The organism is Pseudomonas sp. A (genome assembly GCF_056270345.1).
In genome coordinates this window covers 4,478,919-4,500,529 of the sequence record NZ_CM149873.1, presented here as the reverse complement: position 1 = coordinate 4,500,529, position 21,611 = coordinate 4,478,919, and the positions used below count along the sequence as shown (strand labels likewise).

The following is a 21,611-nucleotide window of genomic DNA, read 5'->3' as shown; positions in this document are numbered from 1 at the left end:
CGTGCCTGCCCGGAACCCTGCGGTCGGGTCAGACGACGGGCGCGCGCCAGTCGTCGGAGCCCGCGGTGCCCGCGACGGTGTGATCCCAGGTGATCTTGCGGTAGGCCAGGGACACCTCGATCAACTGCGTGAAGTCGGCGTTCTCCTTGTCCTGGGCATGGGGCATGACGGTGTTGATGTCGACGATGGTGGCGTCGGTGAGCTCGGTGGTGAAGAAGTGCTCCTGCTTGCCCTCTACCGAGGTGCGGTACCAGTTGACCGTGACCTTGGGCAGCATTTCACCGGACGCCAGGGCGTTGTACATCAGCGGGGTCGCCTTGTTCAGCGCACTGGTGAAGATGAACGGCTTGTGTACCCGCTGCCCGGTCGGCTGGCCGCTTTGCGGGTCGGTGGGCACGGTCACCTTGTGCTTGATTTCCTGTACCAGGATCTCGTCTTCATGGCCTTCGACAAACACGTTGCCGACGGAGTCGGAGGTGAAGGCGCCTGCGGTGAGCAGGCCCTGGGTCTTGCCTTCGATCTTGATGTAAGCGGGTGTTGGCATGGCAGATATCTCCTGCATCCATGTGGGTAAGCACGCACACGGTAAGTGGCGTGGCCATCGGGCTCGATGGGCTTTTCAACGGGGCGCAGGCCCCGAAAATCCATTGCTTCGGGCGCGCCGTTCACGGCTGCAGAAGGGTGTTCAGCGCCTCGATCGCCTCGCGGGTGAGCAGGTCCAGGTGGTAGCGGTAGTAGCCGTACAGCCCGGCCAGGGCGATCGCCGAAACCACCAGTGGGCTCCACCAGGGCCATTCGCGGCGCAGGCGCACGTCTCGCGGGGCGACGTTGGCCAGCGGGTCGCCGAAGAGGTCAGGGGGCGGGCCGCGCAGTTCGAGGATGATTTCGCGCAGCTTGAGAATGAGGGCCTGCAGCGCCTCGTCGCCCTTGGGGTCGATGCCGTACTTGCCGCGCAGGCCCAGGCCCAGGCACAGGTAGATGAACTCCAGGGCGTCCTGGTAGCGCTTGGGCTCCTGCATCATGCGCGACAGCACGGTGAAGATCTTCTCGCCGCCCCAGGTCTCGTGGTGGAAGACGCTGAGCAGGGGCTTCTGGCTCCACAGCGAGCTCTTGCCCCAAGGCGTGGACATCACGGCCTCGTCGATATACAGGCACAGCGCGTAGGAGTGGGCCTGCAGCTGGGCCGGCTCGTAGTCGTACCGGCGCATCTCCTCGACGATGGCGTTGACCTGGTTGTAGACGGCGTTGTAGAGAAACGGGATATCCCGGTGGCTTTCCTGCTTGCGCAGACGCATCACCAGGCCGAACAGGGGCATCGCCGCATCGATCATCTGGTTGCTGAAGGCTCCACGGAGCTGGAAGTCCGGGTCGGGTACGTAGTCCGGGTGGTCCATCGCGTTGGCGGGGGCCGGCACGGACTGCTGTGTCTGGCTCTCGCCGGCGAGCGCGCTCAGTAGGCTGGCGCCCGGCTCAGTGGGGCGATTGTTGGCTGCTTCGGTCATTTCATTCGCTCCGTATCGCCCAGAACTGCAACTGGAGCCCCGGGAACTCCCCCGCGACATGCAGGCCAAAGCCGTTGCTGTCCTTCATCGCGGCCCAGTTCGGGCTGCGCCGGTCGAGCTCGAAGTAGCTGAAGCCGGCATGGAACGGCAGCTCCCGCGGCGCCACGGGCATCGGTCGCAGCGCAATGCCGGGCAGTTGCAGCGGCACCAGGTCACCCAGTGCCTCGAGGGAGGTGATCTTGGTTTTCTGCAGGAACGACTGCTGGAATGTCTCGGCGGGCAGGTCGGCATGCACCGCGAGGATGAACGTTGCTTCGTCGATCAGGCGGCGATCGTCCAGGGTCACGGTCAGCACGCCGAACGGCTGCGCCACCAATGGCAGGGAAACGGCCCGCGGTTGCCGGACGATGCTCAGGGTGCGGCGCAGTGCATCCTCCAGCGGCTTGAACGACTGGCGCAGGGCGTTGTGCCGGTAGGCTGGCGGCTCCGGGGGCAGGCGCTCGTCGTCGGTGAAGGTCAGCAGCTCGCCGCACGCCTGGCTCAGGCTCAGGTACAGCTGCTCAGGGTGGGTATGGGGCTGACGGGCCAGGTGCTGGAAGCACGGCCACCAACGGTTCATGGCTTGCAGCAGATTGAAGTCGCGGATGTCGGCCACCCCCGACTGACCGGGCGAGCCGATACGCGCCGCGAGGTTGCGCGCGCGCTCGCGCAAGGTGTTGCTGACTTCGTCGAGAAACCGCTTGAGTGCCGGGGCCGCCTGAATCGAGACACAGGTGGGGTAGAAGTCGTCGTCCAGCAGCAGGCTGCCGTCGGGCCGGCGCTCGAGGATCCAGGCAAGAGACAGCCGGGAGTAGGCGCTGTTGTCCTCGGTCTCGCGCATGAGTTGAAGGTTGGGGACCGCCAGGTCCACCTGCACCAGGTCGCCGTCGGCGCTGTGGGTGTCCTTGATCTCCAGGGGCTGGGCGCCGTAGCGGTAGTTGCCGCCGCTCTCGGGCCAGCTGACTTCGCGTCCCCCTTCGGTGCGCAATGGCAGGCACAGGAACACCTCGTTGCGTTGCGTGCCGTCGTCGGTGATTTCCAGGGCGGGCGGCGGCGGCAGGTCGCCGGGAATGTCGAATACCGTGCCGTCCGGCATGATGCCGCGGGCCCGGGTGATGGCCACCTTGCCAAGGCTCAGGTACTCCTGGTTCAGCTGCAGTTCGCTGAAACCGTAGAACGCCGCATTCAGGCTGCTGACGCGCTGCTGGACCGCGGCGTCGCTGGCCCTGGCCTGTTGCTGGAAATGCTGTGGCTTGACGAACATGCCTTCGGGCCAGAGAACTGGATTGCGTGAGCTCATGGGCGCTCCAAATAAAGGGGGAGGGTGGAGACCTGCAGGCGGGGCATCAGCTTTCCTCCTGCAGCAGGATCTGCGTGCCATCGAGGGTCACGGCGAGCACGACCTGACGGCCGCGTGGCGCGATGCGTATCACCTGCCGCCAGTCGGCGTTGGTGATGTCGTTGAACTTGGCGATTACGGCGATGAAGCGCGTGTCGGCGGCGATGGGCTCGAAGCGCACGAACTTGAACTGCCCCGGTGCCAGCAGGTAGTCGTCGTCGCGGATGTAGGTGCTGCGCAGGGCCTTGGCGAGGTCCTGGTCGAGTTGCGTATACAGGCTGTTGCGCAGCAGCGAGTCGTCACGCAGTTGCAGGATCTTGATCGCGACGGGGGTGGCGATCGACGGCGTCGCTTTCTGGCTGGGGGCGGCCACGTCGAACCGGACGTCCTTGGCGTCATAGCTGCCTGGGCCTTCATGCTCCATGGGTGAATGGGCCGGTGCCTGTTGGTCGTTCGGCTCCACGGGGGACATGGCTGGAAACAGCGCTTGAAGATGCGCCAGCAGACCGGCGACCTGCTCAGTCAACGCCAGCGGATCGCCTGCACGGAGGCTGACCGCATAAGGCGTGGGCTCCAGCGCTTCACCGGGTACCTTCGCATCGAGGCTGTGGGGGTTGGTGTTGATGGTTGGGCTGGCGTGCAGGCTGAAGGCGACCTCGGTGGGCTGGTCCGACAGCGCGCCCACTGGGATGGAAGGGTCCATCAACACCTGGCCGATCTTGCCGAGGGCCGTGCAGCCTGTGGCCGACCCGAGGGCAAGCAGAAGCGTGGCTACCCTCAGTGGATGAGACGTCATGGCTTCCCTCCGGCGATGAATCGCTGCAGGGCGCTTGCCCCAGGCTGGGCCGGTTGCTGCGGTGCAGTTAGTGCGGCCAGGGGATCCGGGGCCTGAAGTCGATCGAACAGCGTGCAGATATCGACCGGGAGACTCGCTGTACGGGGCGCGGGATGCCAGGGGCTGGCCAACGAGCTGTCCAGCAGCGCTTCGAGCGCCTGCCGGCCAGGCTTGAGCAGGTCATCCAGGTCGCCGCGGATGAAGCTTTGATCGCTTGGCCCGGCTTGATAGCGGGCGTGCAGTTGATAGGGGCCGACCTGCAGGCAGTCGCCTTCGCCCACGCGCACCGGCTTGCCTGGGCCGGGAGGCAGCGGGCTGTCGTTGAGCAGGGTCTGGCCGCAGAGGTCGATCACGCAGAAGCTGCCTTCCAGCCAGCGGATCGCACAATGAGCGGGGTGAATCCGCCGCTGGCGATCCAGCAGCAACCAGTCGGCTTTGCGGCTGCCGATGATGCCGCCATCGCGGTCGAACAGATGGCACGCGACGACGCCGTGGTGCAGGCGATCGAGATTGGCGATGCTGAGGGCGAGTCTGGTCATGCGCGACCCCGTATCCGCACGACCGGGCTGACTTCACCCTTGCGGTCTTCGATGAAGCTGGTCCAGCCCAGGTGTGCACCCTGCTCGCGGTGCAGGCGGAACGGTGGCAGTTCACGTGGCTTCAGGCGCAGCTCGAGGTCATAGGCCAGGCCGTCGCGGAGCAGGAAGTCGATCAGTGCACGCAGTCGCTCGAAGTCGACGCCGCCGGGCAGCAGGCTGCGCAGGCGTGCCAGGTCGAGGTCGCCGATCAGCAAGGTGAACTTGCTGCTGCGGGTTCGCGTGCGGTCGCCGAGCATGAAGCTCTCGCCCAGTTGCCCGTTGCAGCGTCCCAGGCGCACCACCTGGCGGTGTGCGATGGTCACCGTGCGGGTCTCGAACTCGCGGATTTGCACCGACGGCAGATCGAAGCAGTGGGCAATGATCCCGGCGACCACACCGGGTGCCCGGCTGCGGCTGGCAATGACGCCGACGAAACTCAGCAGACGGCTCCAGGGCAGCGGCGTGTCGCCACGCAGGCGTTCGTCGCCGAGGCCGATCAGGGCGAAGGCGTAGCGCGAGAAGTCATCGCTCGCCCCGGTCTGGAAGCGCACGTAGTAGCGGTATTTGCGCCAGATGCGGTGCAGCAGGCTGAGCAGGCAGTGGTTGAAGAAATCGAACAGCGCGGGGCGCACGCCGATGCCCTGGGCGTATTCGTAGGCCAGTTCGTCGAGGTAGTAGCTGGGCAGGGGCGAGTCGGTGCCGTGCAGCCCCAGGAAGGTGGTGCGCACGCGATAGCGCGACGGCGCCTCGGCGATCCGCTCGGCGGCCAGCACATCGGCCACCGGAAAGCTCAGCCGCGGGTCGCTGGCAAGGTGCACGCGCTGGCGTGTGGAGGTGTCTGGCCAGCGCGGCTCGAGGTTGTCACCGTGCAAGCCATGCAGCCGCTCCAGCAGTTGGAAGAAGCTGTGCCGGTGGGCCTCGGCGAGTAGCGTTTCGGCTAGATCAGCGGTTGTCTGCCGGTCAGCAGTGGCCATGTGTAGTGCTCGTTGTTGGTGGTATTGATCACTTCCAGCTGGTGGAAGGAGTTGGTGCTCGCGTAGAGGGCGAAGAAGTGGGACAGCACGCAGCCGAACAGGTACAGGTCGCCTTCGCAGAGGAAGGCCTGCTGGTCGAGCCGCAGGCGGGTACGCAGGCCGCGAATGGGCAGGCCCTTGATCAACCAGTCCAGCGGTTCGGTGTGCGCCTCGCCGATGCCGTCCAGGCGTTTGCGCGTGGCCCTGGCCTGCTGGATGTCGTGCAGGGCGGCGAAATCGTAGGCGCCGATCACCGCCTTGAGCGGGGCGGCCGAGAGCAGCGACAGGTAGTTGAGCGAGAGGTTGGAGATGAGAGTCCACTGCAACTGGCCATCCAGCACCGGACGGTACGGGCGGGTCGGCAGGCAGATGTTGCGGTAGCGGATCAACGGCGCGGTGGCCTGGTTGATGACATCGATATCGCCCAGGCCCAGCGCCATCGGCAGGTCCCGATTGGTGCAGGTCAGCTCGATCGAGGCGGTTTCCATGTGACCGATGAACTGGCTTTCGTCGCCCCGCACGAAGGCGATCTGGTGATCCAGCCCGTCACCGAGCAGCGATTGCTCGACCCGGCAGCGGTAGTACAGCGCAGTGCGCCCCTGCACATGCTCGATCTCGTGGGCGAACGACTCGAAAGGCTGGAATACCCGCAGTTGCTCGCCAGGGCTGCCATCGGTGCTGGTGCGGGTGCTGATCACCCGGTCGACGCTGAAGATCTCGTGGCTGTCGCGGCGCAGGCCATGGGGTACCAGGCGATGCTGGTCAGCCGTTCCGGACAGGTCGATGGGCTCGGCTCCGTGCTCGAACAGATTGACGGCAGGGGCGCAGAACAGCCTGAAGTCATCGGGGCCGATCCGCGTCGAGCCGGGCAGTGGGCGCGCGAGGTGGAACTCGATGCGGATCGTGGAGCTGGCGTGCGCCGGCCAGACCCTGCCCAGGCCGGTCAGGTTGAAGAAGTGGAAGCGTTGCGGGAAGACCAGGTACTCCTGGAGGATCCGGTAGCCATCGAACACATTGCGCGGGTAGGGAAGCAACGCCTCGTCGGGGCTGAAGCCGGAGAAGCTCAGGTGGTTGGCCGGCAGGCGACGCACCTGGCCGTCGATGGTCACGCTGATGTGCTCGAGGTATTGCGCCAGCCACAGGTAAAGGGTCTGGGCGTTGCTGCGCTCGCCACCGAGGTGGAACTCCAGGCTGTCGCAGCCCAGGGTGTTCAGCGGGCGTTGCACCTGGGTCTCGAGCTGGAGGTGAATGACCGAGCTGTCGGGCGTCAGGGTCGCGCTCACCTCACCGAGCGTGAAGGGATAGAGCTTCACCTCGGTGCAGGTGCGGAACTCGCAATCCACGCCATCGACCGGCCGGGAAAACAGGCGTGAGCCTCTGGGAACGATCTGGGCCTGGCTGAGCGAAGCGTCCAGGGGCGAGAACTGAATGATCGTCGCGCTGGGCAGGGGGCGCAGGTAATTCGGCCAGAGCAGTTGCAGCATGCCATGGGTCAGTTCCGGCACCTCGTCCTCGAGTTTCAGGCGCAGCTTGGCGGTCAGGAAAGCGAGGCCTTCGAGCAGGCGCTCGACACCGGGATCGCCACTGTCCTTGCCCAGATAGCGGCTGAGCTGGGGATTGTCCCGCGCAAAGTCCTCCCCCAGTTCGCGCAGGTAGCGCAGTTCTTCGCCGAAGCGGTCCTTCAACGACATGGCCTACCTCACCTGGGTGTTGCGGTTGTGGCCGTTGACCAGCAGTTCGATCTGCAGCTGTTCGGCGTGGTTTTCCACCCGCACCTGGCAATCCAGGCGAAAGTGCAGTTCCAGTGGGTTGTCCGCGTCCGGTTGCCCCTGCAGGTTCAGCACCTGGATCCTCGGCTCGTAGCGCCGGATCGTGCGCTGGATGTCCGAGCTCACCTGGCGCAGCAGGTCGCCGTTGCCCTGGTCATGGCCGTTGAAGTCGCGCAAGCCGAGGTCGGGGCAGCTCTGCGAGCAGCCCCGACGGGCGTTGAGCAGCGTCTCGAGGTGGCGTTTGATCCGCTCGACGGTGCGCCCGGTGCTTTCTCGGCGGCCAGCGGGAGCGTCGCTGGCCAGGCGGTCGAAGAGGCTGCTCATTGGGTGTCGAGCCGGCCGACCAGGGAGATCTCGAAGTTCGCCCCCATGTACTTGAAGTGCGGGCGCACCGCGAGCGAGACCTGGTACCAGCCCGGATCGCCCGCGACGTCGGTGACTTCGATCTGCGCGGCGCGCAGGGGGCGGCGACTGCGGATGTCGGCCGAGGGGTTCTCCTGGTCGGCGATGTACTGCTTGAGCCAGCGGCTGAGCTCGCCCTCGAGGTCGTTGCGCTCCTTCCAGCTGCCGATCTGCTCGCGTTGCAGCACCTTGATGTAGTGGGCGAGCCGGTTGACGATGAACAGGTAGGGCAACTGGGTGCCGAGCTTGTAGTTGGTCTGTGCCTGCAAGCCTTCGGATGTCTTGGGGAACTGCTTGGGTTTCTGCACCGAGTTGGCCGAGAAGAACGCGGCGTTGTCGCTGTCCTTGCGCATGGTCAGGGCGATGAAGCCCTCTTCGGCCAGCTCGAACTCCTTGCGATCGGAAACCAGCACCTCGGTCGGGATCTTTGCCTGCAACTGCCCGAGGGCCTCGTACAGGTGCACCGGCAGGTCGTCCACGGCGCCACCGGATTGTGGGCCGATGATGTTCGGGCACCAGCGATAACGGGCAAAGCTGTCGTTGATGCAGCTGGCCATCAGGAAGGCGGCGTTGCCCCACAGGTAGTTCTGGTGTCGAGCGTCGATGTTTTCGTCGTAGCTGAAGCTGCTGATGGGGTGTTCCTGGCGGTCATAGACCGAGCGCAACATGAAGCGCGGCAGCACCAGGCCGATATGGCGGGCATCTTCACTGTCGCGTAACGACCGCCACTTGGCGAAGCGTGGTCCTTCGAAGATGTCCTTGACCTCCTTGAGGTCGGGCAGGTCCTCGAAGCTGCTCAGGTTGAAAAACTCGGGAGCGGGGGCGGTGATGAAGGGGGCATGCGACATGGCGCCCACGGAGGCGACATAGCTCAGCAGCTTGATGTCAGGCGAGGAGGGGCCGAAGTTGTAGTTGCCGATCATGGCCGCCACGGGTTCACCGCCAAACTGTCCGTAACCTGCGGTGTAGACATGTTTGTAAAGCCCGCTGCAAGTGATGTCCGCGGCATTGTCGAAGTCATCGAGCAAGTCGCTCTTGCTGACATGCAGGACTTCCAGCTTGATGTTCTCGCGAAAGTCGGTACGGTCGACCAGAAGTTTCAGCCCGCGCCATGCGGACTCCAGCGCCTGGAACTCGGATTGATGAAGAATGGTATCCATTTGTTTGCCGAGAAGTCGGTCGACTTCGGCAATCATCTGGTCGACCCGGTGCTTGTTGACCAACTGGTCCGGGGTATCGTCCTTGAGCATTTCCGATATGAATGCAGCTACGCCTTGCCTGGCGATCTGGTATCCCTCCTGGCTGGGTACCAGCATGGTTTCGACCATGATCTGGTCGAGCAGTGTCGAGTTACCGATGGTTTCAGCCGTGGTATCGGCAGTGATTGTCGTGTTGTTTGTGGTGGACATCCGAGACGCTCCGTTGTCTATGTCATATGCCATCTGTCAGAAGTGCGTTTTCATTCCGCTGGCGGGGCTTCGACTACCAGGTCCAGCTCCTGCGCGAGTTGCTTGCGTGCCTGCTGGTCCGTCAGCAGGTGCTGCAGGTGCCGGCGAAATGCCGGGACATTGCCCAGCGGGCCTTTCAGGGCGACCAGGGCCTCGCGCAGCGCCAGCAGCTTGTTCAGCTCCGGCACCTGGCGAGCGATCTGGTCGGGGCCGAAGTCGTTGATCGTCCTGAACTGCAGCTCGACCGCCAGCTCGGCGTCGGCGACAGGGTTGAGTGCCGAAGGGACCGAGAGGCTCAGCTTGACGTCGGCGTCCTTGAGCACGCTGTCGAAGCTGTGCTTGTCGATGCGCATGGGTTGGCGGTCCTCCAGGTTGCGGTTGTCGACCAGGCCGAAGTCACCCAGCACCAGCATCTTGTGCGGCAGTTCAACCTCGGCCTGTTGATCCCCCGTGGCGGGTACATACTTGATGTTGATGCGCTCTTTGGGCGCAACGGAGCTTGAGTTTCTGGACATGATGTAAGTTTATTCCTGATGCTGAAGTTTGTGGGGTGTTGTGCTTGTGGGAAGTTTTTTGGAATTTTGTAGGAGGGGTCCTACATATTTGTTTTTATATACACGTTAATGTTTTGGTGCTGTAAATTTCCCTTAGACGATGCTGAAATGAAGTAATCAAGGTCGAGTCTAAAAATGTAAGAAAATATTTGATTGTTTGTGGTGGTGAGGTTGTTCTAGGCTTGCGTCAAGTCTGTTTTTTAGCGATGGCTAATTGTCTTTTATCTATTGCTTTGCATGTTCCCAATAAGAAGTTGCATCGAGCCGTGAGGTCTAATTCTGGTGTGCAATCCATATAGTTGCGTGCTTGGTCTGGCATTGTTCGCGCTGCTGGAACCGACCTTTGCAGCCCCTGTGCGGGACTGCACGGGGATTGTTTCCAATGTCGAGCGCCTGGCGTGTTTCGATGAGGCGGCGGGAACGCCGGCGCGCGTGCCGACGATCGGCAGGGGATGGTCGGCCCCGGAGCTCGATGCCCCGAGCGTGGCTCGGGTCATGGGCAACGAGACCCGACGAGCGCCCGACAATCTGGCATTCATCCTGGGGGCCGAGGACGACAAGCGGACAGGGCGGCGGCAGGTCGTGATCTCCGCACCGGCTATCGCGACCTCCGAGCCGCGCCCCTATCTCGCCGTCAGCTGTGTACAGAACATCTCCAGGCTGCAGTTGCTCACCGCCGAACCCGTCCAGGGCAATCGGGTGACCTTGCAACTGCGTACGGAGCATCGGTCGACCCGCTCGCTGGCCTGGCAGGTGCTGGAAAACGGCCAGGTGCTGGATGCCGGGCGCGGCTTGCCCGCCATCGAGCAGATCAAGGTACTGCAGGGTGCCCAGCGCATCCTTGTGGTCAGTGATCATCCGGCCCTCGATGGCTTGCGTTTCGATGCGCAGGGGTTGGACCCGTTGATTGACCAGGCGCGCACAGCATGTCGCTGGTAGCGCCGGTGTCGACCGAGGAGGTCGCCAGGTTGCTGGCGCCCGTCGACCCGCTCGCGCCAGCGGGTTATTTCGATATCGAGGACGAAACCTACCAGGCGATCGATCAGGAGATGGTCAAGCTGGGAGGGCTGCATGAAGCCGCCATCGATTGGCCCTACATCGAGGAAGCCTCCCGTCACTACCTGAGCGGCCAGTGCAAGCACTTGCGTATCGTCGGGCACCTCAGTGTCGCCTGGCTGCGCACGGGATGCTGGGAGCGCTGGTGTTGCACGCTGACGTTGCTGGCAGGCATGGTCGAGCACTATTGGGAAAGCGCCCATCCCAAGCCAGGCCCCAAGGGCTTCCTGGGCAAGCGCAAGCTGGTCGGGCTGCTGCTCGGGCGCCTGTCGGCGGCGCTGCCCGGCCTCGACCGCTTCAGTTACACCCCGGCCTGCAAGCAGGCCGCCCAGCAGGCATTGGCCTGCCTGCAACAGCAGGCACCCCTGGCGCAGCTCGATCCTGCCGCGCTGGGCGAGCTGGAGCGCGCGCTGCTCAAGCAGGCCGAGCAGGCGATGGGGACTGCGCAACCCAGTCGCAAGGAATCCTCGCCACCCCAGGCGCCCGTCGCACCACTGACCGATGTGTTTCGACCTGCCAGTACCACTCTCTCCCTGGGGAACGAACGTGAGACCCGTCGTGCGGTACTGGGCATGGCCGAGTTCATCAACCAGCAGGATATCTACGATCCGACGGGCTACCAGCTGAGGCGCTTCGGCCTGTGGGCGCATATCCAGACACTGCCCTCCACGCGTCAGGGGCTTCGCACCGAGTTGATGGCGGTGCCTGCCGACATTGTCGGCGGGTACGAGGACGCGCTGTCTGCTTCGGCGCTCGACCCGACCCTGTTGATGAAAGTCGAGCGAAGTGTCGCGGCCGCCCCTTACTGGATTCGCGGCAGCTATCTGGCGGCGGGCATCGCCACGCGCCTGGCAATGAACGAAGTCGCCGAGGCCATTCGCTGTGCCACTGCCAGGTTCGTACGGCGCCTGCCGGCGCTTGAGCAATTGTGCTTCAGCGATGGCACCGCGTTTGTCGATGACCAGTGCCTGGCCTGGCTCAGGGGCAGCCAGGCAACGCTGGCAGGGGATGGCGCCACCCAGGCGTTCATCGGCCTGCGCGAGGAGCTGGCCAGCCAGCTCGAGGTCGAGGGCGTGGAACCAGTGCTGTTGAAGCTGCAAGGGCTGCAAGCGGACTACCGATCACCACGCGAGCGTTGCCACAGCACGGTGATCGCCGCCGATCTGCTGGCCTCACGGGGCGTGTCCTGGCTCGCCCAGGAGCTGTGCGCGAATGTCGCCCGCACCATGCGTGGCATGACTGCCGAGGCGTGGGAGCCCGAGGTCTACCAGCAGCTGCAGCAGTTCGCCGCGACATCAGGATTGAACGATCAGAACAGGGAGTCTTGAACCGCCATGAGCAAACTCTGGGCGCTTTTCAAACGTTGGGGCCTGCCGCTGGCGTCCCGAATCAATCTGGCCATGCCGCTGTTGCTGGGCCTCGGAGCGGTGTTGCTGCTGGTGCTGATCTGGTGGCTCGGGCCGCAATGGCAGTGGCACGGACAGCAGCCGTTGGCCAGCCTGACGCATCGCAGCGTCGCCACACTGCTGCTGGTGTTGTTGCCGTTGCTGATCTGGCTCTTCGTGCTGCGTGCGCGCTTTCAACGGCTGCAGGCCGAACGCCAGCGGGATATCGAGGCGAGCGCCGACCCGATATTGCCTGTGCTCCGGTCTCAGCAGCGCGCCCTCGATGCGGGGCTGGCAAGCTACCTGGAGCATGCCGGCGGGTATGGTGCGTTGTATCGGTTGCCCTGGTATCTGCTGCTGGGCGACGAGGGCGCGGGCAAGACCAGCCTGATGGAGCGCTCGGACCAGCGCTTTTCCCTGACGCGGATCGGCAAGGTCCAGGCACACGGGCGCCAGGACGAGGCGTTGGCCTATCCCGTGGACTGGTGGATCAGCGACGATGCGGTGGTCATCGACCCGCCGGGGGCGCTCATGACCCGGCAGGCTCCGGATGGCAACCTGCCCGACACGCTCGACAAGGCCAGGCCGGCACTGCCGGCTGGCACCCAGGCGCGGTTATGGATGCACCTGCTGGGTTGGCTGGCCCGCACGCGCAGTCGCAACGCCCTCAATGGCGTCGTGCTGGTCGTCGATCTTGCCGCCTTGCAGCTGGCCACGCCGCAGCAGCGCATGGCCTTGGCCCAGGTGTTGCGGGCTCGCCTGTATGAGGTGAGCAACCAGTTGGGCGCACGGTTGCCCGTGTATGTCGTGCTGAGCAAGTTCGATTTGCTGGATGGTTTCGAGCAGTTGTTTGCGCGCCTGACGCAAGCCGAGCGTGAGCGGATGCTCGGGTTCACCTTCAGGCTGGATGCCGTCAGCGCGTTCGATGCCTGGCTGGATGAGTTGGCCGAGCAATACGACTGGCTGGTCAGGCGGACCGAGGAGCAGGTGCTCAACGACCTGGGTGTGCTGGGCAAGACCGACCTGCGTGAACGGCTGGTGTCCTTGCAGGGCCAGCTGCTTGGCCTGCGGCCGATACTGCTGGCGTTCCTGCGCGAGATGCTGGTGAGTGATCGCTTCACCACGCCTGCACTGGTGCGGGGCCTGTACCTGTCCTCGATGCTTCAGCAGGGCCAGGTGCTCAACGCCTTCCAGCGCAATGTGGCCCATCCCTTCAAGGCCGATGCGCCGGTCAGCGAGGGCAAGCCCCAGGGCCGGCAACAGGCGTATTTTGCCCAACGCCTGTTCCAGCAGGTGGTGTATCCGGAGGCCGGGCTGGCCGGCGACAACATCAGGGTGGCGCTAGGCAAGCGACGCCTGCTGTGGGTGGGCTCGGGGGTCGGGGCATTGGCGTTGGTCGTCATGGGCAGCGTCTGGCAGCGCTACTACGAGGCCAACAGCGACAAGGTGGCCAGTGTCCTGGACATGAGCCGGGCATTCGGCAGCCATGAACTGGATCAGCGGCTGGACCCTACCGGGCGCAACCTGCTGGCGCCACTGGAGCAGATTCGCGAGGCAGTGGCGGTGTTCGGCGACTATCGATCGGCCTGGCCGGTGGTGGCGGACCTGGGGCTCTATCAGGGGCGCCTGCTGGGGCCGCGGGTCGATGAGGCCTACCTTAACCTGTTGTCCAGGCGCTTCCTGCCGGCCGTCGCCAGCGGGGTGATCGATGCCATGGATGCCGCGCCTGCGGGCAGCGAGCAGCAGATGGCTGCGCTCAGGGTGTACCGGATGATCGAGGACCGCCACAATCGACGGCCGGAATGGGTCGAGCAGTGGATGGCCCGGCAATGGCAGACGGCCTTCCCTGGCCAGGGGCAATTGCAGCAGGCCCTGATGCGTCACCTGCAATACGCCCTGGCCTATGCCGATACCGAGCTGCCACAGTTCCGCCAGCGGCTTGGCCAGGCCCAGCAAGGCCTGCGTGAGGTGCCACTGGCGCAGCGGGTGTATGTCAGCCTTAAGCAGCAGGCCCAGGAGCAGTTGCACAATGGCCTGGACCTGCGCCACGAGGTCGGGCCTGCCTTCGAATCGGTGTTCCAGCTCCGCTCCGGCGACGCCCAGGTGCCCGTTGACCTGTTCCTGGCGCCCATGCTGACGGCCAAGGGTTTCAGCGAATACTTCCTGCCTCGCAGCGCGCAGGTCACCGACCTGGCAATGGTCGATCAGTGGGCGCTGGGCGAGCGTCGCCAACTGGATTATTCACCGGCTGATCGCGAAGTACTGATCGAGGGGATCCGCAATCTCTACAGCGCGGACTATATCGACAGCTGGCGGCGAGCCCTGAACGCACTGGCGATTGCCCATTTCCGCGACCTGGAGCATGGGGTATCGGTACTGGGGCAATTGACGGGGCCGGCAGAGCCCTTGCGTCGACTGCTGGAGAGCGTGCGCGCCAATACGGCGATGTCCACGCTGGCGGACAACGTAGAGGCCCCGAATCTGGCGGGGCAGGCTGTCGACCAGCATCTGGTCGGTATTCGTCGGGCCTTCTCGGGCTTGAACGACATGCTGCAGGCCAAAGGGGAGCGGCCCAGCTATTACGATGAAGCCTTGAGCGCGATTGCCGCCGTCCACGACCAGGCAAGAGGGGTACAGGACAGCCCTGACAGGGGTAAGGCCGCTCTGCAGGCGGTGCTGCAGCGATTCTCGATGAGCGGCGCGGACCCGATTGCCACCTTGCAGCGGGTTGCGACAGGGCTGCCAGAGCCGGTCGGCCAGCAGGTGAGGGCCGTCGCGGACCAGACGGCGCAAGTGCTGGTCGTCGAGGCGCTGCGTGAGCTCGAGCGGCGCTGGGATGCCGACGTTTATAGCTTCTTTCAGCAGCGGCTGGCAGGACGATATCCCTTTGTGGCTGGGGGCGCTGATGCCGCCCTAGATGATTTCGAGGCGTTCTTCGGACCCAAGGGGCGTCTGCAGCAGTTCCAGGAGCGGTACCTGAACGCATTCATCAAGGACAACCTCGACGCGCTGTACGCCGACAACCAGGATGGCTACCTGATCCGCAACGAAGTCATCGAGCAACTCGCCCTGGCAGACCGCATCCGCGAAACCTTCTTCGACCCACGCGGCAACCTCGGCGTGCAGTTCAGCATCGAGCCCCTGGGGCTCAGCGCCAATCAGCGTACCAGCCTGCTGGACCTCGATGGTCAACTGGTCTCCTACACCCATGGCCCCAGCCAGATCACCGGCGTGATCTGGCCGAACACGCTTGGCCAGCAGGTACGCAGCAACCTCACCCTGCTCAGGCTCAATGGCAACAGCAGCAGCCTGGAATACCGGGGCCCCTGGTCGATGTTCCGCCTGCTCAGCCGTGGCGCCCTGAATGGCCGCAGCGCCACCGCGGTGGACCTGAGCTTCAAGACCGGTGACGGCGTGATGCGCTATCGGCTCAGTTCGGAGAAAGCCTTCAATCCGATCACCCAGCAGCCGTTCAAGGGCTTCAAGCTGCCGCGGACCTTGCTGCAGCAACCCGCCGCAGAAGCACCTCAGGCCATATGAGCCAAGGTTGATAGTGCACAAGAAACGGAGAGTTTCCTGGCACCACGCCACCTGATATTACCCCGTGCACCCTGCACCCAACTTCAGGACGAGGTACTCATCATGCAACTGGCAGGCAAAGTGGCAATCATCACCGGCGCCAGCTCCGGTATCGGCCGAGCCGCGGCGACATTGTTCGCCCGGCACGGCGCCAACCTTGTGCTCACGGCCCGGCGCCAGGCCGAGCTCGAGCAGCTGACGGCGGACATCGCGGCGGCCGGGCAAGGCCGGGCTGTGGCCGTGGCTGGCGACATCACCGATACGGCATTGGTCAGGGAACTGGTGGACGTGGCGGTGGCGCGCTTCGGTGGCCTGGACATTGCCTTCAACAATGCCGGTACCCTCGGTGAACTGGCTGCCGTTCCCGAATTGTCCCTGGAGGGCTGGCAACACACCCTGCACACCAATCTCACCAGCGCCTTCCTCTGCGCCCAGGCACAGATTCCGGCGTTGCTGGCCCGTGGCGGCGGCTCGCTGATTTTCACCTCGACCTTTGTCGGCCACAGCGTGGGCATGCCGGGCATGGCCGCCTATGCGGCGAGCAAGGCCGGGCTGGTCGGCCTGGTCCAGGTCATTGCGGCGGAGCAGGGCAGCCGTGGCATACGCGCCAACGCGCTGCTGCCCGGCGGTACCGATACGCCTATGGGCCGTAGTGCGATGAACAGCCCCGAGGCCCGGGCCCATGTCGAAGGGCTGCATGCCCTCAAGCGCCTGGCCCGGCCGCAGGAGATCGCCGAGGCGGCGTTGTTTTTGGCGTCGCAGGCATCGAGTTTCATGACCGGGACGGCCATGGTGGTGGATGGCGGGGTGTCGGTGGTGCGGGGGTGAGGTGGGCTGCAGGTTCCGCGTGGCGCTGTGGAAACGATCGCGGGGCAAGCCCGCTCCCACGCGGGTCCAGTTACTACACGCAAGTTCAGTTACCAGTAGATTGAACGGGGCTGCCAGGCAGCCCCGAGCGCTTGTATCAATCAGCCGGTTTGGGCGCGAAGCGCAGGATCAGGCAGGCGATCACCGCCGACAGCAGCGAGCCCAGCAGGATGCCGATCTTGGCCGCGTCGATCTTCTCGGTCTGGCCGGGGAAGGCCAGCTCGCCGATGAACAGGCTCATGGTGAAGCCGATGCCGCACAGCATTGCCACGCCGTAGATCTGCAGCCAGCTGGCGCCATGGGGCTTGCTGGCCAGGCCGGTCTTGACCGCCAGCAGCACGCCGCCGAACACGCCGAGCTGCTTGCCCAGCAGCAGGCCCAGGGCAATGGCCAGTGGCAGCGGGGCGAAGATGTCGCTCAGGCCCAGGTCGCCGAACGAGACGCCGGCGTTGGCGAAGCCGAAGGCCGGCACGATGAGGAAGCCTACCCAGGGCGCCAGGCCATGTTCCAGCTTGAGCAGCGGGCTGGCTTCGCGGGCCTCGCTGTCGCCGGTGCTGTAGGGGATCAGCAGGGCACCGACCACGCCGGCGATGGTGGCGTGCACGCCCGACAGCAGGGTCACGTACCACAGCGCGGCCACGCCGATCAGGTAGGGCCACAGGCTGACCACACGCAGGCGATTGCACGCCAGCAGCACGGCGACGATGCCGGCGGCGCCGGCCAGGGCCAGCAGGTTCAGCGACGAGGTGTAGAACACGGCGATGATCGCCACCGCGCCCATGTCGTCGATGATCGCCACCGACACCAGCATCACCTTGAGCGACAGCGGCGCGTGCCGGCCGAGCAGGGCCAGGGCGCCGACGGCGAAGGCGATGTCGGTGGCGGCCGGGATCGCCCAGCCGTCGGCCAGGCCCGGCTCGCCACGGGACACCGCCAGGTAGATGAGCGCCGGCACGGCCATGCCCATCAGTGCCGGCAGGGCCGGCAGGCGACGCTGCTCCCAACTGGCCAGGCGACCGTCGACCAGCTCGCGCTTGATCTCCAGGCCCACCAGCAGGAAGAAGATCGCCATCAGGCCATCGTTGATCCACATGTGCACGGTCATCGGGCCGAGCTTGTCGGTCAGCACCGGGCCGACGGGCAGGTGCAGCAGGTGCTGGTAGGCACTGGCCCAGGGGCTGTTGGCGATGACGATGGCCAGCGCGGCGGTGAACATCAGCAAGACGCCGCCGGCCGCCTCGGTGGCCAGCAGGTGCCGCAGCATCGAGCGCGGCTTGACGGGTGGAAGGGGTGCGGTCATGTAACGCTCCTCGTTCATGGCATCACCCTCGCGGTGGCAGTGGCGCGGCGGGCAACGGGCACGGCGGGACGCTGGCTCCGGACAAGACGGGCCACTGCGGCGAAGGGCGAGAAGAAGGATGGGGAATGCGGCGCAACAACCCACGCCGTGAAGACACGGGGCAGGAAGGGCCATGGGGAATGGAGGCATGCGTGCAACATGGACAAATCTCACGGAAAACAAATGAATGTTCTCCGTATTCGGGAAGGCTCCCGGGCGCACGCAGCACACGCCAGGCGGCCATTCTAACGGTACGGGCGCAGGTGTGTGTTGCATTTTTGCATCGAAATGTTGCCAAGCGAAGGTATCGCTTCGTGGCAGCGTGTTCGACGACAGAGTTGCAGCGTTCTTGAGATCGAGCGCCGCGCGGGCGGCGCTCGATCTCATAGGCGCTGCAAGGGTTGCGGCGAACACCTGGAGACCCCCACCCGGTCTAACGTCGGCGGTTTCGCCATCGGTGGCGCGATGGCCACGGTGCTGGCCCACATGCTCGGTTAGCTGCTGATGACCGAGCCGGCCATGCCCACGCCGGACAGGTCAATGCCCGACCAGTTGCGCCAACAGGCGCTGCTTGTGCTGGAACAACAGCGCCGTATCGCGTTGTCGCGGATGTGCCAGCTCCAGTTGCACCTGCTCGCCGATGCGCCCCGGATTGGCCTCCATCACGATCACCCGGTCCCCCAGGTACAAGGCCTCCTCGATATCGTGGGTGACCATGATCACCGTGCAGCGCTCCTGTATCCAGATGCGCTGCAGCTCCTGCTGCAGGCGCACGCGGGTCAGGGCATCGAGGGCGCCGAAGGGCTCGTCGAGCAGCAGCACCTTGGGCTTGTTCACCAGCGCCCGGGCGATCGCGCCGCGCTGGGCCATGCCGCCGGAGAGCTGGTGCGGATAGGCCTGCTCGTAGCCTCGCAGGCCGACCAGGGCGATGTGCTCATCGACCAGGCGCTGCTTCTGCGCCGTGCCCAGGTCATGGTTCTTCAAGGCCAGGGCGATGTTCTGCTGCAACGTCATCCAGGGGAACAGGCGGTGGTCCTGGAACACGATGCCGCGCTCCAGGCCCGGGCCGTTCAGCGGCTGGCCGTCGAGCAGGATCTGCCCCTGGTAGTCCGGGTCCAGGCCGACGATCAGGCGCAGCAGGGTGGACTTGCCGCAGCCGCTGGCGCCAAGGATGCTGACGAACTCGCCAGGGCGGATGTCCAGGTCGATGCCTTGCAGCACCGGCACGGGCCGGCCCTTGAGCGGGTAGGTCTTGCTCAGGTTGCGGATGCTCAGCGCGCCGGTCTGCACGTGGGCGGGTAAGGATGGGGCGATGGCGTTCATGGTCGGGCCTTTCAACGGGTGGGGCGCCAGCGCAGCAGGCGGCGGGCGAGCAGGGTGGACAGCCAGGTCATCAGGTAGCCGCACAGGCCGATGCACAGCACGCAGATCACGATGATCTCCATGCGCGCGCCGGCCTCGGCGTTCATCATCAGGTTGCCCAGGCCGGCGCCGGAGGCGAGGAACAGCTCGCTGCCGACCGCCGTGACCCAGGCGAAGGCCAGGGCCTGCAGCACGCCGGTGGCGATGCTCGGCAGGGCGGCGGGCAGCAGGACCAGGCGCAATTGCTGCCAGCGCCCGAGCGCCAGTACCTGGCCGACTTCGCGATGGCGCACATCGACCTGGCGCAGACCCTCGAAGGTGTTGAGCACCATCGGATACAGCGCCGCCAGGCTGACGATCAGCAGCTTCGATGCTTCGCCGTTGCCCAGCCATAGGGCGATCAGCGGGATCCAGCCGAGCATCGGCACCTGGCGCAGGGCGTGGAACAACGGTGCCACCAGGCGGTTGGCCAGGGGCGACAGGGCCATCAGCGCGCCCAGAGCGACGCCACCGACGATGCCCAGGGCGAGGCCGGCACTGGTGCGGGCCAGGCTGGCCAGCAGGTTGACCAGCAGCTCGCCGTTGCCCAGCAGTTCCAACAGGGCCTGGCCGATGGTCGCCAATGGCACGAAGGCGTAGGCGCCGGCGGCGTCCTGGCGCGAGGCCAGTTCCCAGGCGCCGATCAGCAGCAGTGGCAGCAGCAGGCCACGCAGGTTGCGCAGATTCATCATCATCTCCCGGCCACTTGCCAGCCGGACAGGCGCCGTTCGACACGGCGCAGCGAGAAGTCCAGGGCAAAGCCGATCACCCCGGTGATCGCCACGCCCACCATCACCACATCGATGCGCAGCATCTGCCGGCCCATCTCGATCATCTGCCCCAGGCCGCTGTCGGCCGCCAGCAACTCGCAGGCCACCAGCACCACCCAGGCGCGGGTCAGGGCCACGCGCACGCCGGTGACGATGGCCGGCACCGCGGCGGGCAGGGCGATGCGTGCGACCAGGGTCGGCCAGCGCAGGCGGTACACGGCGGCCACTTCGAAGTGGCTGCGGGGGATGGCGCGGATGCCCTCGACCGTGGCCAGGGCCACCGGGAAGAACGCGGTCTTGGCGACGATCACCACCTTGAAGGTCTCGTCGATACCCAATAGCAGCACCAGCATCGGGATCAGGGCGATGCTGGGGATCTGCCGCAGGGTATGGAACAGCGGCGCGCAATAGGCCTCGACCGTGTCTGACAGGGCCATGGCCGTGCCGAACGCAAGGCCGGCCAGCGCGCCGGCGGCGAAGCCCAGCGACAGGCGCGACAGGCTGCCGGCCAGGTGCTCCTGCAATTCGCCGGTGGCCAGCAGGTCGGCGAAGCTGCGCCAGACCTCCAGGGGCGGCACCAGCAGGTTGGCCGGGAACAGTGCGGCGTCGGCGACTGCAGCCCACAAGGCGAGCAGGGCCAGGGGCGAGACCAGCCAGGTGAGGGCTTTGAATGGGGACATGGCGAACCTTGTGCACGGCGGGTGATACCGAGGTATCGCAATCGCCGTGCCAGGGATCAGGCTACGGTTTTACAGGGGCTGCGAGCGGGGCTGCTGGTGGCGCAGCAGTGGGGTGTTGCTGTGGCAACAGTCGCTCAGCAATGGCTCGGGATATTCGCGGGGGACTGGCTTGCAGCGTCCTGGCGGGAAAGCCAAGCCACGGCACACAGCGCCATCCCCGCCACATTCAGCGAAACCGGGTTGAAGGCATCCACCAGCATCGAGGGTTGCATCACCGCCACATCCACCAGCAGGCCCAGCAATACCGCTGCGCCGACCAGCAACGGCCAGACCAGCCGTGGCATCAGCAGCAGGGCGGCGAGCGCCAGTTCGGCCACGCCGGCGGCCTGTGACAACCAGGTGGCGTGTGCCAGCCCGTGGGCTTGCAGCAGCACCTGTTCACCGGGGCTGAGAATGATCAGCTTGGGCACCAGCCCATGGTAGGCGAACACGAAGGCCAGGCTGGCCCGGGCCAACCAATGGACCTGGTTTAGACGGTTCATGGCTGCTCCTCGAGGAAACGACGCTTGTGGTCCGGGCTGGGTAGCAGGCATTGGTCGTATCGGCCGAACAGCCGATAGCGGTTGAGCGCCACGCGGTCGTACAGCCAGTCCCGCAATCTGCGGGGACACAGGCGCAGCACGCGCAGCAGCGGCCAGGCACCGGGCAGCTGGCGGACCACCTCGAAGAAGGCCTCGGAGCGTACCCAGTAGTGTCGATCGCGGATCACCGCCATGGTGTCGAACGCTGTCACCGGCAGGCCTGCCCAGGCCAGCAGGGCCTGGCCTTGCGCTGATTGGACCGTGGCCAGGCGGATACGCCGGTGGCGATCATGGCGGATAACGAACCTCGCCCAGCCGTTGCACAGCCTGCACACGCCGTCGAACAGCAACACGGTTTCCCCTGGCGCAAGCAGTGGGGCAGCGGAAGGGCGTATCAGTGAGGCGGGCATGGCTTGCTTCCGTTCAGGCTGGAAGTGGCATTTTAGAGGGCTTGAGCGGGAAATGGCGAGCCAC

At 65.4% G+C, this 21,611-nt stretch carries 20 protein-coding genes; 4 read left to right on the top strand and 16 right to left on the bottom strand.

Annotated features, from left to right (window positions below; genetic code table 11):
- Positions 1-28: 28 nt before the first annotated feature.
- The 10 genes from AC0MAZ_RS20075 to tssB all read right to left on the bottom strand — a co-directional run bounded on the left by AC0MAZ_RS20075 (position 29) and on the right by tssB (position 9,440).
- Entirely contained in the window at positions 29-544 is a 516-nt protein-coding gene (locus AC0MAZ_RS20075; protein WP_062574481.1) for an Hcp family type VI secretion system effector, read from the bottom strand.
- Between the two features lie 121 nt (positions 545-665).
- A complete protein-coding gene (gene icmH / locus AC0MAZ_RS20070; RefSeq protein ID WP_475858933.1) occupies positions 666-1,502 on the bottom strand; it encodes a type IVB secretion system protein IcmH/DotU in 837 nt (278 codons plus the stop codon).
- 1 nt (position 1,503) lies between these two features.
- Complete coding sequence (gene tssK / locus AC0MAZ_RS20065) at positions 1,504-2,841, bottom strand: type VI secretion system baseplate subunit TssK (RefSeq protein ID WP_475858932.1); 1,338 nt, start codon at positions 2,839-2,841, stop codon at positions 1,504-1,506.
- Between the two features lie 46 nt (positions 2,842-2,887).
- A complete protein-coding gene (gene tssJ / locus AC0MAZ_RS20060; RefSeq protein WP_475858931.1) occupies positions 2,888-3,676 on the bottom strand; it encodes a type VI secretion system lipoprotein TssJ in 789 nt (262 codons plus the stop codon).
- A complete protein-coding gene (locus tag AC0MAZ_RS20055) occupies positions 3,673-4,254 on the bottom strand; it encodes an FHA domain-containing protein (protein WP_475858930.1) in 582 nt (193 codons plus the stop codon). The genes tssJ and AC0MAZ_RS20055 overlap by 4 nt, the downstream gene beginning before the upstream one ends.
- Positions 4,251-5,267, bottom strand: a complete 1,017-nt coding sequence (tssG, locus tag AC0MAZ_RS20050; RefSeq protein ID WP_475858929.1) for a type VI secretion system baseplate subunit TssG — start codon at positions 5,265-5,267, stop codon at positions 4,251-4,253. Before tssG ends, AC0MAZ_RS20055 begins: the two co-directional genes overlap by 4 nt.
- Entirely contained in the window at positions 5,231-6,997 is a 1,767-nt protein-coding gene (gene tssF, locus AC0MAZ_RS20045) for a type VI secretion system baseplate subunit TssF (RefSeq protein WP_475858928.1), read from the bottom strand. Before tssF ends, tssG begins: the two co-directional genes overlap by 37 nt.
- A 3-nt stretch (positions 6,998-7,000) precedes the next feature.
- On the bottom strand, positions 7,001-7,399 hold the full coding sequence (gene tssE, locus AC0MAZ_RS20040; RefSeq protein ID WP_186715062.1) for a type VI secretion system baseplate subunit TssE: 399 nt from the start codon (positions 7,397-7,399) through the stop codon (positions 7,001-7,003).
- Complete coding sequence (gene tssC, locus AC0MAZ_RS20035) at positions 7,396-8,886, bottom strand: type VI secretion system contractile sheath large subunit (protein ID WP_475858927.1); 1,491 nt, start codon at positions 8,884-8,886, stop codon at positions 7,396-7,398. Before tssC ends, tssE begins: the two co-directional genes overlap by 4 nt.
- 50 nt (positions 8,887-8,936) lie before the next feature.
- Positions 8,937-9,440 (bottom strand): type VI secretion system contractile sheath small subunit, encoded by a 504-nt coding sequence (gene tssB, locus AC0MAZ_RS20030; RefSeq protein ID WP_254465051.1) that lies wholly within the window; start codon positions 9,438-9,440, stop codon positions 8,937-8,939.
- 357 nt (positions 9,441-9,797) lie between these two features.
- Here tssB and vasI point away from each other — a divergent pair, with 357 nt between their 5' ends.
- The 4 genes from vasI to AC0MAZ_RS20010 all read left to right on the top strand — a co-directional run bounded on the left by vasI (position 9,798) and on the right by AC0MAZ_RS20010 (position 16,327).
- Positions 9,798-10,418 carry a type VI secretion system-associated protein VasI gene (gene vasI / locus AC0MAZ_RS20025; protein WP_475858926.1) on the top strand — a complete coding sequence of 207 codons (621 nt, stop codon included), beginning with the start codon at positions 9,798-9,800 and terminating at the stop codon, positions 10,416-10,418.
- A complete protein-coding gene (gene tssA / locus AC0MAZ_RS20020) occupies positions 10,406-11,863 on the top strand; it encodes a type VI secretion system protein TssA (protein WP_475858925.1) in 1,458 nt (485 codons plus the stop codon). The genes vasI and tssA overlap by 13 nt, the downstream gene beginning before the upstream one ends.
- 6 nt (positions 11,864-11,869) lie before the next feature.
- Positions 11,870-15,460: a type VI secretion system membrane subunit TssM gene (tssM, locus tag AC0MAZ_RS20015; protein ID WP_475858924.1), complete on the top strand. Its 3,591-nt coding sequence runs from the start codon at positions 11,870-11,872 to the stop codon at positions 15,458-15,460.
- A gap of 102 nt (positions 15,461-15,562) precedes the next feature.
- The gene (locus AC0MAZ_RS20010) at positions 15,563-16,327 is read left to right on the top strand and encodes an SDR family oxidoreductase (RefSeq protein ID WP_475858923.1); all 765 of its coding nucleotides are present in this window, start codon (positions 15,563-15,565) and stop codon (positions 16,325-16,327) included.
- 136 nt (positions 16,328-16,463) lie between these two features.
- Here the strand turns inward: AC0MAZ_RS20010 and nhaA are convergent, their stop codons facing one another.
- The 6 genes from nhaA to AC0MAZ_RS19980 form a co-directional block, all read right to left on the bottom strand.
- Positions 16,464-17,666 carry a Na+/H+ antiporter NhaA gene (gene nhaA / locus AC0MAZ_RS20005; RefSeq protein ID WP_203652126.1) on the bottom strand — a complete coding sequence of 401 codons (1,203 nt, stop codon included), beginning with the start codon at positions 17,664-17,666 and terminating at the stop codon, positions 16,464-16,466.
- A gap of 576 nt (positions 17,667-18,242) precedes the next feature.
- Positions 18,243-19,028, bottom strand: a complete 786-nt coding sequence (locus AC0MAZ_RS20000) for an ABC transporter ATP-binding protein (protein ID WP_234562935.1) — start codon at positions 19,026-19,028, stop codon at positions 18,243-18,245.
- Between the two features lie 11 nt (positions 19,029-19,039).
- Entirely contained in the window at positions 19,040-19,795 is a 756-nt protein-coding gene (locus AC0MAZ_RS19995) for an ABC transporter permease (RefSeq protein WP_234562934.1), read from the bottom strand.
- Between the two features lie 2 nt (positions 19,796-19,797).
- Positions 19,798-20,556 carry an ABC transporter permease gene (locus AC0MAZ_RS19990; protein ID WP_186734555.1) on the bottom strand — a complete coding sequence of 253 codons (759 nt, stop codon included), beginning with the start codon at positions 20,554-20,556 and terminating at the stop codon, positions 19,798-19,800.
- A gap of 134 nt (positions 20,557-20,690) precedes the next feature.
- Positions 20,691-21,098, bottom strand: coding sequence for a DoxX-like family protein (locus AC0MAZ_RS19985; RefSeq protein WP_234562932.1), 408 nt, complete (start codon positions 21,096-21,098; stop codon positions 20,691-20,693).
- Complete coding sequence (locus tag AC0MAZ_RS19980; protein ID WP_475858922.1) at positions 21,095-21,547, bottom strand: thiol-disulfide oxidoreductase DCC family protein; 453 nt, start codon at positions 21,545-21,547, stop codon at positions 21,095-21,097. The genes AC0MAZ_RS19985 and AC0MAZ_RS19980 overlap by 4 nt, the downstream gene beginning before the upstream one ends.
- Positions 21,548-21,611: the final 64 nt, after the last annotated feature.